Origin of the sequence: Bacillus sp. AR2-1 (genome assembly GCF_008368755.1) — a bacterium.
Classification (GTDB): Bacteria; Bacillota; Bacilli; order Bacillales; family Bacillaceae_G; genus Bacillus_A; species Bacillus_A wiedmannii.
Genome location: NZ_QORY01000006.1, coordinates 176,717 through 189,819, shown reverse-complemented (window position 1 = coordinate 189,819; position 13,103 = coordinate 176,717). Strand labels below are relative to the sequence as shown.

Annotated in this window: 14 protein-coding genes; 5 read left to right on the top strand and 9 right to left on the bottom strand. The window is 36.5% G+C overall.

Annotated elements, in window-relative coordinates; translation table 11 throughout:
* Positions 1-20: 20 nt before the first annotated feature.
* From lsrB to DT250_RS05575, 4 genes are read right to left on the bottom strand one after another with little or no spacing between them, the layout of a single operon-like run.
* A complete protein-coding gene (gene lsrB, locus DT250_RS05590; protein ID WP_087984658.1) occupies positions 21-1,064 on the bottom strand; it encodes an autoinducer 2 ABC transporter substrate-binding protein LsrB in 1,044 nt (347 codons plus the stop codon).
* Positions 1,061-2,050 carry an ABC transporter permease subunit gene (locus tag DT250_RS05585; RefSeq protein ID WP_149212752.1) on the bottom strand — a complete coding sequence of 330 codons (990 nt, stop codon included), beginning with the start codon at positions 2,048-2,050 and terminating at the stop codon, positions 1,061-1,063. The genes lsrB and DT250_RS05585 overlap by 4 nt, the downstream gene beginning before the upstream one ends.
* A complete protein-coding gene (locus DT250_RS05580; RefSeq protein ID WP_060487174.1) occupies positions 2,047-3,000 on the bottom strand; it encodes an ABC transporter permease subunit in 954 nt (317 codons plus the stop codon). The genes DT250_RS05585 and DT250_RS05580 overlap by 4 nt, the downstream gene beginning before the upstream one ends.
* Positions 2,997-4,478, bottom strand: coding sequence for a sugar ABC transporter ATP-binding protein (locus DT250_RS05575; RefSeq protein WP_097890221.1), 1,482 nt, complete (start codon positions 4,476-4,478; stop codon positions 2,997-2,999). Before DT250_RS05575 ends, DT250_RS05580 begins: the two co-directional genes overlap by 4 nt.
* A gap of 197 nt (positions 4,479-4,675) precedes the next feature.
* Between DT250_RS05575 and DT250_RS05570 the strand changes: the two genes are divergently transcribed.
* Genes DT250_RS05570 through lsrF form a run of 4 tightly spaced genes read left to right on the top strand, consistent with a single transcriptional unit; the run spans position 4,676 to position 8,348 of the window.
* Positions 4,676-5,608 carry a sugar-binding transcriptional regulator gene (locus tag DT250_RS05570; RefSeq protein WP_087984656.1) on the top strand — a complete coding sequence of 311 codons (933 nt, stop codon included), beginning with the start codon at positions 4,676-4,678 and terminating at the stop codon, positions 5,606-5,608.
* Positions 5,608-7,170 (top strand): autoinducer-2 kinase, encoded by a 1,563-nt coding sequence (gene lsrK, locus DT250_RS05565; RefSeq protein WP_142291763.1) that lies wholly within the window; start codon positions 5,608-5,610, stop codon positions 7,168-7,170. The genes DT250_RS05570 and lsrK overlap by 1 nt, the downstream gene beginning before the upstream one ends.
* A gap of 26 nt (positions 7,171-7,196) precedes the next feature.
* On the top strand, positions 7,197-7,559 hold the full coding sequence (locus tag DT250_RS05560) for a cupin domain-containing protein (protein WP_088609161.1): 363 nt from the start codon (positions 7,197-7,199) through the stop codon (positions 7,557-7,559).
* 6 nt (positions 7,560-7,565) lie between these two features.
* Complete coding sequence (gene lsrF / locus DT250_RS05555) at positions 7,566-8,348, top strand: 3-hydroxy-5-phosphonooxypentane-2,4-dione thiolase (protein ID WP_088063794.1); 783 nt, start codon at positions 7,566-7,568, stop codon at positions 8,346-8,348.
* A gap of 138 nt (positions 8,349-8,486) precedes the next feature.
* Here lsrF and DT250_RS05550 read toward each other — a convergent pair whose 3' ends face one another.
* On the bottom strand, positions 8,487-8,990 hold the full coding sequence (locus tag DT250_RS05550; protein WP_088063795.1) for a GNAT family N-acetyltransferase: 504 nt from the start codon (positions 8,988-8,990) through the stop codon (positions 8,487-8,489).
* Between the two features lie 244 nt (positions 8,991-9,234).
* Between DT250_RS05550 and DT250_RS05545 the strand changes: the two genes are divergently transcribed.
* On the top strand, positions 9,235-9,837 hold the full coding sequence (locus DT250_RS05545) for a chorismate mutase (RefSeq protein ID WP_141542741.1): 603 nt from the start codon (positions 9,235-9,237) through the stop codon (positions 9,835-9,837).
* 143 nt (positions 9,838-9,980) lie between these two features.
* Here DT250_RS05545 and DT250_RS05540 read toward each other — a convergent pair whose 3' ends face one another.
* The 4 genes from DT250_RS05540 to DT250_RS05525 form a co-directional block, all read right to left on the bottom strand.
* Complete coding sequence (locus tag DT250_RS05540) at positions 9,981-10,373, bottom strand: VOC family protein (protein ID WP_046959774.1); 393 nt, start codon at positions 10,371-10,373, stop codon at positions 9,981-9,983.
* Positions 10,374-10,577: 204 nt separating this feature from the next.
* Positions 10,578-11,282: a nucleotidyltransferase domain-containing protein gene (locus tag DT250_RS05535; protein ID WP_088609163.1), complete on the bottom strand. Its 705-nt coding sequence runs from the start codon at positions 11,280-11,282 to the stop codon at positions 10,578-10,580.
* Positions 11,283-11,430: 148 nt separating this feature from the next.
* Positions 11,431-11,757 (bottom strand): heme-degrading monooxygenase HmoA, encoded by a 327-nt coding sequence (gene hmoA, locus DT250_RS05530; RefSeq protein ID WP_088609164.1) that lies wholly within the window; start codon positions 11,755-11,757, stop codon positions 11,431-11,433.
* Positions 11,758-11,854: 97 nt separating this feature from the next.
* On the bottom strand, positions 11,855-13,069 hold the full coding sequence (locus tag DT250_RS05525; protein ID WP_142293494.1) for an MFS transporter: 1,215 nt from the start codon (positions 13,067-13,069) through the stop codon (positions 11,855-11,857).
* Positions 13,070-13,103: the final 34 nt, after the last annotated feature.

Here is a 13,103-nt window from a genome sequence, read left to right as displayed (position 1 = left end):
ATTCGGACGTTTTTTTGTTACTAAAAATTATATTTATCAATATTCTCTTTCGTAAATACAACCCGCTCTGGTAATACTATAATTCCATTTCCTTCTGCTTCATAATCATAACCTTGGATGGAGTTTGGCTCTACTTTCACTTTTCCGATTCCTTTTACTTCGAAACTATCCCCTACTTTTAACTTCTTCCCTTTTACTACTATTTCATTTGCTACATACGTTGCGAGTGCACCTTGTTGTTTTACATCCCATAATCCAAATTGTTGTACTGTTCCACGTTTTACGTAATCACGCATAACGTTTGGTGTGGAAAAACCAGTTACGACTACTTTTTTATCCATTTTTAAGTTTTCAGCTGCTTGTGCCATCGCTGGTAGTGCCGTTGCATCCGGGCAAATGACTGCATTAATATCTGGATATGTTTTTAAAATGTTCTCTCCTACAGATAAAGATTTTTGCGCATTATTTTCACCATACTGCGTCGTTACAATTTCCCAGCTTGGATATTTCTTTTTAATAATTTCTTTCGCTTTCGTTACCCATTGGTTTTGATCCGTTACTGTTGGGCTAGAATAAAAGAAAGCTACTTTTCCTTTATCTCCAATTTGTTTGGAAGTCATTTCAATTAATAAATTAGCAAGTTGATCTGGTGTTCCTTGGCTTATATAAAATGATCGGTCTTTCGGATTCACATCAGAATCCCACGTTAAAACAGTCATTCCTTTTTTCTTAGCTCGTTGCAATGATTGCGATAGACCATCTACTGAAGTAGATGAGACCATAAGTGCATCATAGTTTTGATTAATAAAGTTGTTTATATATTTCACTTGCCCTGATACGCTTGCTTCAGACGGTCCATCATATTTCACATGTACGCCTAACTTATCTCCCATCTCTTTTGCTCCTTCACCGCCCGATGTAAAGAAGCCAACTCCAGTTAATTTCGGAATGAATGCAAATTTCACATCATCTGCCCTTTTCTTATCTGCCGTTTGACTAGAACAAGCGATTAAACCGATTAAACAAATGCATACAATGAATACAATCCCCAGTTTTCTCTTCATGACATTTCCCCCTTATGCAAGTTCTTTCTTTTCCACGGTGTGAATTGATGTAATTTGAAATGTCTCATAATAACTGAAAGAATAAGAATAATACCAATAACTACGTTAGATTGTTCATTTGTTAAACCCGTCATTTGCAAGCCATACTGCATTAACCCAATAAAAATACTCGCCAGTACAGTACCGATAATACTTCCTTTTCCCCCTGTAATAAGTGTCCCGCCTAATACGACTGCTGTAATGATTGGTAAAATCGTTTCACTTCCCATATCAGCACGTGCGGAGCTGAAATATGCAGTTAAGAAAGCGCCTCCTAATCCACCTCCTAACCCGGAAAGTATGTAAGCGATGATGACTACTTTTTTCGTTTTGATCCCAGTGTATTTTGCTGCATTTTCGTTTGCACCAGTTAATTTGACGTGGCGCCCATAAATAGTACGGTGAAACAATACAGTGCATAAAATCGTTAATATAATCAATAACCATAATAAATTCGGTATCCCTATAAAACTACCGTTTGCCAGTTGTACAAATGCGTCAGGCAAACCACCTATCCCTTCATATCCAGAAGCACCTGCCCCTCCTGAAATGACGAGTGCAATTCCGCCGTATAAAAACATTGTTCCGAGTGTAACGACAAGTGGCTCTACGTCTGTCATTTTTATAATGAATCCGTTTAAAGCTCCTGCTAAACAGCTGATTAAAAGAGCTAATATGACCGCTAGCAAAATAGGTATTCCATTCATCCAAAGTACACCAATTATAATCGAAGTTAACCCCATAATAGATCCTACAGAAACGTCAATTCCTCCTGTTACAATAACGAAAGTCATTGGTATCGCTACGATTGCTATAAATAGAAAATCATTTGTACTAAAAAGGAGATTACTAATATTTAAGAAATCACTACTTATAAAACTAAAGAGAATGAATTCTATAAAAAGTAATACAATTAGAACACCTTCCCATCTGTACAAATACTTCATAGATTCATCCTCCTTTCCGCCTTCCACTTTTTCATAACACTATCTAATATAACGATTACTAATAATAAAAACCCTGAAATAGCATTATTCCAAAACGCAGGTATTTTTAAAAAGACAAGTGAACTACTAATCGCCTCTAAAAATACTGCTCCTAATGCAGCTCCAACTATAGAACCCGTTCCTCCTTTTAAATGAATTCCCCCTAGTACAGCAGCTGCGATAACCTGTAGTTCTATCCCGGTACCTGTTTGATTTGGTACGAACCCGATATTCATGACAAATATGCAACCAGCGAGAGCAGCGCTTATGCCAGATATAATAAACGCATATATCTTCACTTTATTAACTGGTATACCAATGAGTCTCGCGCCATCTTCATTATCACCTACCGCATAGAAGTATCTTCCGAATGGCACTTTCCTTAAAAAGAAGTATAGTAGTAGTAAAATAATAAGAACAACCCATACAATTATCGGCAAACCAAATATGACGATCGATGACAGTTGCTTAAAATTGTTTGGTATGTCTTCAATCCACTTTCCGCCTGTGAAAATTAACATCGCACCTCTAATGATCCCTAACATACCTAATGTCATAATAATAGCTGGTACCCGAAACTTCGCAACGCCAATCCCATTTATAAAACCGAGAATAGCGCCAAGTAAAATAGCAGCAAGTATGGACAAAAATGCATGATATCCATCCGTTAACAACATCCCGCAAACAGCTGCGCTTAATCCCATAATTGAACCGACTGATACGTCTATATTTTTCGTAAATAAGACGAACGATTGGCCAATTGCTAGCACAACTAAAATAACGCTTGATTTCATCATTAAAGATAACGAGTTAAGCTGAACGAAACTTGGATTTATCATTCCGACAATGGCAATGTAAATGAGTAATAATAGTATGATAGATGTTTCGTGCATTTTATACATACGTTTCATTCCGTTACACCTCCGTATGCAAGACGTGTAACTTCATCTACAGTCATATTTTGTTTCTCTAAATGAGAAACAAATTGTCCATTTCGCATTACATATACACGATTTACTAATTGAACAATTTCTTCAACATCGGAAGAGATTAATAATATTGCGAGTCCTTCCCTTTTCATTTTTTCTATCGTCTCATATACTTCAATCCTTGCTTTCGCATCAATTCCGCGAGTCGGTTCATCAAGAATAATAATTTTTGGATTACACGCAAGATATTTTGCAAGCACGACTTTTTGCTGATTACCTCCCGATAAAGATGCTAGAACTTCATCCATGCTTCGTACAACAATTCGAAACTGTTCTATATACGCCTTCAATAAAGCGCTTTCTTTTTCTTGGTTAATGAAAAATCGACTATTCTGATGTAAACTTGCTGCAGTCATATTTTCTTTAACCGATGCAATTGAGAAAATACCATTTCTTGCTCTATCCTCTGGCACATAAACTAATCCCTCGCTAAGTCTTTTATGCAAAGAGCATGAATCAATTGATTTTCCTTCTAATAAAATAGAACCTGATTTTATAGACTTCAATCCAAATATGGTTTCTGCTAATTCCGTTCTGCCTGATCCAACAATGCCAGCAATTCCTACAATCTCTCCAGCATGTACAGTAAATGATATATTTTCGAATGCGTGACTCGTTATATCAATTACTTCTAATATTTTTTTCGTTTCTTTTGTCTCTTGCACTATTTCTCTTTTCTCTTCTTGTTTATACCCTTTCGGCAATAACCCCTCCATTAGCATGTCATATGTATAGTCACATACATCACCTTGGCTTACAATCATTCCATCACGTAATATCGCTACTTTGTTGGCAATTTCAAAGATTTCTGGAAAGCGATGCGTAATATATATCATTCCAATTCCTTTTTCTTGTAAACTTTTCATCAGCACAAAAAGACTCTTTATTTCGTGAGTTGTTAATGTCGATGTTGGCTCATCTAAAATAAGAATCTCGGCTTGCCGTATTAATCCTCTAACGATTTCTACTAACTGTTGCTGCGCAATGGATAGTGATCCTCCTAATTCTTTAAGGTCAATATCCCATCTTAAACTGTCAATCAATTGCTGAATCTTTACTTTTAATTCCTTTTTCTTCCCTTTTAGTCCGATACATATATTTTCTTCAATGGTCATATGCGGAAAAATGAGTGGTTCTTGTGGTATTAAGTAAATCCCTTCTCGGTGTGCTTTTTCCGGATTTACAAACTGTTTCCTCATTCCTTTTACATACATTTCTCCACTATCATACGAATATAACCCCGTTAATATTTTCATTAATGTTGATTTTCCAGCACCATTTCCTCCAACTAAAGCGTATATATCGCCACGCTCTACTTGTAAGTTCACCTCTTTTAACACATGTTGATTTGAAAACGCCTTACTCATTTTCTTTACATGTAATAAAGGTACGTTCTCCACATGATGTCACCTGCCTTCATCCAGAACATTTTTTGAGAAAATGATTATTTGTTCTACTTGTTTTGTAGCATTGTATATTTCTTTTTTCATATCTAGAACACTTTTTTCATCAGACAATTAATCGTTTCAACTGGAATAAACAAAATACATGGCACATATGTTTAAGCAGTGGTCAATTGTTGAAAGGGATGACGCGTATGACACAGCTGAACTTTGAAGAGAATTTATTAACTAAAGTAGCTTGGTACTATTATAAAGACCAATTAACACAACAGGAAATTGCTTCACTTCTTCACATTTCAAGAAATAAAGTTGTCCGATTATTAGATAAGGCGCGCAGTGAAGGTATCGTTACATTTCACGTAAAAGGGACTGGTTTACACTGTTTAAGTATTGAGCGTGACCTAATGAAAAAATTCCATTTAAAAGATGCTTTCATTATCCCTACTCCAATAAACAATTATCACGCTTCTCTCGGAAAAGCTGCTGCACAGTATTTAGAAACTCAGCTCCAACAAGGCGATTTACTCGGCATTGGCTGGGGTGAAACGATTAGCAAAATGCTAGAAAACATTCATTTTGAAACTTCTATTAATCTTTCAATTGTAACGCTAACAGGCGGAGTAAATCACTATCTCCCGAGAAAACAAAACTATTTTCACTACATGCAAGGCGATTTTCACATTATCCCTACGCCGTTTCTAGCATCTACAACCGAAATGGCACAAAGTATTCTATCAGAACCGAGTGTAAAAGATATGCTTCATGTCGCTTCACTTGCTCATACAGCAGTTGTTGGCATTGGCGGGCTATCCCAAGACGCAACTATTGTAAAAGAAGAAAAATTAACACTACGTGAGATGACATATATTCGTAGTCAAAACGGTGCTGGCGATATTTTAGGGCAGTTTTATAATACGAATGGTGATTTATTAAAGCTCCCACATCATAATCGACTAATTGGTACGCCGCTCTCGATTCTGCGCAAAATGAAACATGTCGTTGGTGTTGCTGGAGGTATAGAAAAGATAGATGCAATTTATGGTGCCTTAAAAGGAAAGTTCATTCATACATTAATTACCGATGAGGAAACGGCCCTCTCCTTATTACGAAAGGATGGTGATTGTTAATGTCTCATTTATTAGCTTTTGATGCTGGTACAGGAAGCATTCGAGCTGTTCTTTTTGATTTACTAGGTAATCAAATTGCGGTCAGTCAAAAAGAATGGGTTCATAAAACGGATCCTTGTTATCCAGGCTCTATGAATTTTGATGTAAAAGAAAACTGGCAACTTGTACAACAATGCACGAAAGAAGTTTTACAAAGAAGTAATGTCTCGCCCTCTTCTATTCAAGCTATTAGCGCTACTAGTATGCGAGAAGGTTTTGTTTTATATGATAAAGATGGGCAAGAAATTTGGGCTTGTGCAAATGTTGATGGGCGCGCATCCGCCGAAGTTAGTGAACTAAAAGAAATTCGGTCACATCTTGAAGAAGAATTATATACAAGATCTGGTCAAACTTTTTCATTAGGTGCTTTACCCCGCCTACTTTGGATTAAAAAACATGAACCAGACGTCTATAATGCTATTCACTCTTTTACGATGTTAAACGATTGGATTTTATATAAATTAAGCGGCGTGCTGCAAATCGATCCATCAAATGGATGTACGTCCGGTATTTTTGACCTGCAAAATAGAGTATGGGATAACGATGTCGCTATCGAGTGCGGTTTAACGTTACCATTTTCAACAACAGTAAATGAAGCGGGTACAGTAATTGGCAACGTCACAAAAGAGTGTGCAGCATTAACTGGATTATGTGAAGGAATTCCTGTCGTCGCCGGGGGCGGAGATGCACAAATGGCCTCACTTGGAACAGGAGTCGTGAAACCTAATCAAACGTTAATATGCGGAGGTAGTTTTTGGCAACAAGAAGTCAATGTTACAGAACCAAAAACAGATCCACATGCTTCCATTCGGGTAAATTGTCACGTCGTACCTAACCTTTGGCAATATGAAACGATTGCCTTTTTCCCAGGCCTTGTTATGCGCTGGTTTCGAGACGCTTTTTGCCATGAGGAAAAGAAACTTGCTGACAAACTCGGTGTAGATGCTTATACATTATTAGAAGAACAAGCGAAAGACGTACCTGTTGGTTCACATGGCATTATCCCTACCTTTTCAAATGTTATGAACTACATTTCTTGGCGTCATGCCGCACCTTCTTTTTTAAATTTAAGTTTAGATGCAGACAAATGCGGAAAAAAAGAACTGTTCCGTGCTATTGAAGAAAATGCTGCCTTCGTTACACTTGGCAACTTAAAATTAATAGAAAATCTAACAGGGACATTCCCTTCTGAAGTCATTTTTGCTGGCGGTGCTGCTAAAGGAAAACTATGGCCACAAATTTTATCGGACGTCCTTGGCATTCCTGTAAAAGTACCTGTTGTGAAAGAAGCAGCTGCTTTAGGAACTGCGATTGCTGCTGGAGTTGGCGCTGGCATATATTCAGCTATGGAAGAAACTGCTGAACAGTTTGTACAGTGGGAGCACACATTTGAACCAGTTACTGAAAATCATGAACTATATAAAGAATTCTATGAAACATGGAAAACTGTGTATAACAGTCAACTCGCTTTAGCTGATAAAGGGCTCACCTCACATATGTGGATTGCGCCTGGTGCTCTGTAACACATTACATAAAGGAGTGAAAAAGTATGTTAAAAGCGAATGAAAATGACTTCTCCTATCGCTTCGGTGATAATGGGCCGAAATATTTAATACAAGGTCCGAATATTGATCTTGGCCTTGTTGTCATTCAGCCTGGGCAAGAGTTTCAAAATCACTACCATACGACGTGCGAGGAAGTCTTTTATGCATTAGAAGGTGAAATTGATTTCTATGTGAATAACGAAAAAGTTCCGATTAAACAAGGCGATGTATTGCAAGTTCGCCCTCATGAATCTCACTATCTTATTAACCATTCTGACAAACCTTTTAAAGCAGTTTTTATTAAGTCACCACATTTACCAAATAAAGATACGGTACAAACGGGAAATCCAACATTAACGAAGGAGTGATTTCTAATGACTTGGGGATTTAAAAATCGATTAAATACAATTTTGCCTGATGGAAGAGCGGTTATGTTAGCGATAGATCACGGCTACTTTTTAGGACCCATTCACGGGCTAGAACAGCCACTTGAAACAGTTAAAAACTTACTTCCTTACACAGATTCCCTCTTTTTAACTCGAGGTGTACTTAGCTCCTGTATTCCTGAAAACTGCAGCACACCGATGGTTATGCGTGTTTCAGGTGGAGCTACTGTCGTCGGTAAAGATTTAGCGAATGAAACAATTGTTACACCAGTAAAAGAAGCAGTAAAACAAAACGCAATTGGCGTCGGTGTTTCTGTTTTCGTCGGATCAGACTATGAAACACAAACTGTTTCAAATCTCGCAAATGTAGTTTCAGAAGCTCACGATTACGGTCTACCAGTACTCGGTATTACCGCTGTTGCGAAAGAATTACAAAAACGTGAAGCACGCTTTCTAGCACTCGCTTCCCGCGTATGTGTTGAAATGGGTGCTGACATTATTAAAACGTATTACTGCGAAGGATTCGAAAAAATCACCAGCACTTGCCCTGCCCCAGTTGTAATCGCTGGTGGTCCAAAACTCGATTCAATTGAAGACGCATTAAACATTACGTACAATGCACTGCAAGAAGGCGCAATCGGCGTAGATATGGGGCGAAACATATGGCAATCTGAACATCCTGCTGCGATGATTCAAGCGATTCATGGCATTGTGAAGAATAGATTGAATGTGAAAGAGGCACTCCAATTATTCGACGATGTAAAAAATTAAAATAAACGACAGACTATTACTCTTAAATATATACAAAATTAATATTTACTATAAAGAAAAACCTCTATGTTAGATTACTAAGTAACCTAGCATAGAGGTTTTCTTTTACATTTTTTTGTTCCGGATTTAGTCAGATTTCTACAGATCGCGTACGTTCCAAACAATCTCACCGCGCTCCCCCCACGTACTGTGATGCCGATGAAACCCTATCTTTTCTAATACCCGGAAAGACGCTGTATTCCAAGCACCTACAGTTGACCAAAGTCTTTGGCGCCCCGTAGCGATCGCGGCCTCAAGCACTGCTGATGCTGCCTCTGTCGCATAACCTTTTCTATGAGCACTTTGGAACAACTCATATGCAATCTCTGGCTCTTCAAGCGTGGAACGACCGATGATTAAACCACAGTATCCGATGAAATCCCCTTCTTCTCGCCTACGTATAGTAAGAAGAGAAATACCATTTTCAGTTGCTTTCTTGCGCATTTCGATAAGAGAGCTACGAACAGATTCAATGGTTGGCATGTCCACACCACGTTCACCAATTAATTGTCTCAGCCAGACTGCATCAGATTCCTCCCACATATTCAGATCGAGTCGTTCCGTTTTTAACTGGAACGCCATATCTTTAAAAACAGCTGTCATAGCGGTAACCTCCTATTGATTTCACTGTACTACTTATAATAGTTTCGTACTTTACCATATGGGAAACCTGCTTGATTCATACATTATTATTATTTTATGCATAAGCAATTCCTCTGCTAAATAGACCTTGTTATCAAACTTCATTTTAAGTCTACAATATTTGATTTATGAATGAGTTTAAATTTACATTTAAAAATGTATCGCACTTTCTTTTTTGTTAAAATAAAGAAAAGGAGGAATGATTATGAAACGAATGGGTTTTGAACGGCCTACTGATTATTACGATGAAAGGTTATATACTATCGATGAAAAAATTTGTGCCCTATTAAAAGAACGAAAAGAACTTTCAGATGGTGATCCAGGTTTTCCACATGATGAAGCCATTTATAAATGGGCAAAGCAATACGGATTCTATCCAGACTATTTAAATTCACTATTCTCTTCCATGATGGACGAAGGTGAATTTAAACCTCGCGTCGAACCAACTACATTCAAAAAACATTTACCTGTTTTTAAATCTTATGAACATGATGGTATCATGTATACCGTAACTTTTATTCGGCAATATGCAAATGCTAGTGTAGTTTATTTATATAGCGATTGGGATTCCACTGATAAAGTTTTTAATGAAAATAAGCCTCATAGTTTCTTCCAATTATCAATAGATGATACATATGACTGCTGGCCTGAAGGTGGTGGCGGTACTGATGGACATTTGAGTCATCATTTCGTTGTATCTCCTGCCCTTCCTGATAATTCGTCTGGAATTAGATTACGATTTAAAGAACTTAATATACCGTTTAGGAAAGATCAAGCTGTGATTGAATTTGAGATTCAGATAGATTAATAAAAAGGCTGTCTCACAAACCCTTTTCCTGACTAAAATTCGTTTATTTTTACTTTTATGTCCCTTAAAATAATTAAGCCCCTTTCCAAACTGGATAAGGGGTATAGTTACATCTTCATGCAATTACTATTGTAAATTTATTATTAAATTTTCTTACCATCTTTATAGTCAAGGCAGGACACTTCAATTAACAATCCATTAAACATTGAAAAATAAAAACCGTAACTACTACCTCTCATTGCATACGGTTCCTTGTCTATTTCAATGCCACCAGCTACTAAACGATTATATGTTTGATCAACTTCACTTGAAGTATCCACTAAAAAACCAATATGAAAAGCTTCAGGGTACATAACTTCCTTATTTCCCTTAAATGCTTTTGGATCGCTTAGCACAAGTATAAATCCACTCTCATCACTCATCACTACTAGTGCCTTCCCCTTTTGCTCCAAAAATTGAAAATCAAAAAATGTTTCAAAGAAATGTCTCGCTTCTGATAAATCATCAACACATAGATTCAAATGATTTAACTTCATTTACTCATCTCCTATTAAACAGAAGTTATATAGACTCATATCCATAACACCTAAATATGTAAAGCAAGATATTCAAGCGTTCCGTCTAAGACTATGCTTTATAGTCTAATACTTTTCTCTATAGCTTAGAACGCTTTTTTAATGCATGCAATTACATGAATCATTCGACATGAAATTTTAATTTACCTATATAAAATGGTCAAATTATTTACTTTTCAAATTGTGTAAAATCCACTCAATCAAGAAAATTGCTGAAGAGGTACGTTCTATTGTATCCCCTACAAATAGTTTATGAAGTAATGCCTCCAAATGAATTGGTTTATTAGGCAACACTTGTATATACCTTAAAACAGATCCCGCTGGCGGTGTAGGCTTGTTATTAATAGCCCATATCCCTTCTAACAATGTCCAAGTTGACGTATGAACAATGTATGAAGCTTTTAACTCATCATTTGCTTTTAAAGCAGACTGAATTTTAATGAGCGAACTATGCAACCAATGAGAAATGCCTTTCACTTTGTCACTAGAAACACGATAGTTTTCAAATTCATATGTAGCTATTTCCTTTAACTTTTTCAACTCGCCGCTTTTATCAAATAAAATTTTCCCTTCTAAAAATGAGTATAATTCCATCGGATTGTTTTTGAAGTTTTCTAGTATTTGATTAACGTCTGCATACTTATATTCAACTAAAATTTCTTCTCTCGTTTCAGAATGAAATTTCTTATTTTGTCCGTCTTCTAAAAGAACATAGAAGTCTAAATCCGAATCAGGATATGCATCACCTCTTGCGACAGATCCGATAAGCATACATCCAGTTATCTTATTTATAGATAAGATTTCAGCTACTATGGTTTGCACTAATTTTTTATGTTGTTCATGTTTAACAGATATTTGTGCTTCTAACATTTGTAACCTCCAAACATTTTTTTCACTTCATTTACCTCCATTTATAACGAAACAATAAAACATATATCACATCCATATTTTACTATAAGTCAAAAAAAGAGGATATTTGTTTATTAATAAACAAATATCCTCTACCTTTAATTATATTTTACGACTGCTGATAAGCCGCTTTCGATGATTTTACATAATAAACTGCGTGATCCACTTTAATGATATGATCTGGTTTTGGTTTACCACGACTCGCTCTATGTCCTGCTAGATGTTCTTCACTTGTTTCCCAGTTTTTCCATGCTTCTTCAGATTCCCAGCGAATCATAACGACAACTTCTTCGTCGCCGCGTCTTACTTTTTTCACAAGAACGCTTAAGTCGATGAAGCCTTCAAATTTTTCAATAATACCTTCTCCAGTGAAACGTTCTACAACTATATTTGATGTACCTTCTTTTACTGTAAATGTTTTCGTTTCGATAAACATATAATCCCACTCCCTCTTTGTAATACGAATACTAGTATTCTTCTATTATAGTTGATTATGATAATTATTTTCAATTAAAAAGTTATAATTATTTGAATTATGCTGATTTCTCTTCTATCGCCTCATCTAAAAATTTGAAATACGGAAGTAATATTCCTATTAAAGAAGTGGTACATATAATCGCACCGATGATAAAGTATAGTGCTCTCACTCCCCACATTTCACTCAGTATGCCTCCTAATAACACACCTAACGGCATAGCGGATCGTATGAAAAATAACCGCACTGAAAATACTTGCCCTATCATATTGTTTGGTACTGTTTGTTGGCTTATTGTCGTGTTATGAACATTGAAAAAGGCAATGCAAATGCCTGCAACAACTTCAATGAACACTGCAATTACTATACTATGATTGAATGCTAGAGAAATATATGTGAGTCCTCCTATAAACAATCCACCAAGCATAAGTATACGCCGGCTTTTATATGTTACTTTTCCGACTAGTATAGATCCAACTACATAGCCAAATGGGAATCCGGCCATAAAATAACCAAATTCCGCATACTCGGCTGACAGCTCGTCTTTTATATAAGGAAGATTTGTAACTAGCGTAACCCCAACTCCAAATTGCACGAAAGTAAGAAAAATACCGAGCCAAACGATAACTGGTTTTGTAAAAAAATATGTAAAACCGTGAAGAAACTGTTCTAACCACGTTTTCCGAATAGATTGTTTTGTTCTCTTTTCTTTTATATTAAGTAATAATGCGCCACTAACAAATAGACAAATACATACGAAAGATAATGTAAGTTCTGTTCCAATCAAATGAATGATTACTCCGGCTAATACGGGCGCAAGAAACATCATAAGACGAGCCATTCCATCAATATACGCATTTGCGTCTTGAAGCTGTTCTTTACTTACAATACTCGGTGTAATTGCTTGACTTGCAGGTGTATACAGCGGCGTAATAAGCCCGATTATTATTTGTACGACATACACATGCCATACTTCTATACTGTTAGTAAGTAACATGACTAACGGCAGTAAGAAAACCGAAGCCCGCATCCATTGCGAAAAAATCATAATCCACTTCCGGCTCCATTTATCAATAAATGGGCCACTTATTAGTTGTAGTATAAGAGATGGGATAAAGTATAGTAGCCACATACTACTTAATGCTGTTTTTGATCCTGTTAATTCGTAAACAAGAATCGAATTACATAACGTTCCGAAAGCCCCGCCTAACTCTGAAATTGCACTGCCAATCCACATATAAAAGAACGAACGGTTTTTCAATACATTTTTCAATTTCACACACCAACTTTTCTACTAGATTCCTCCC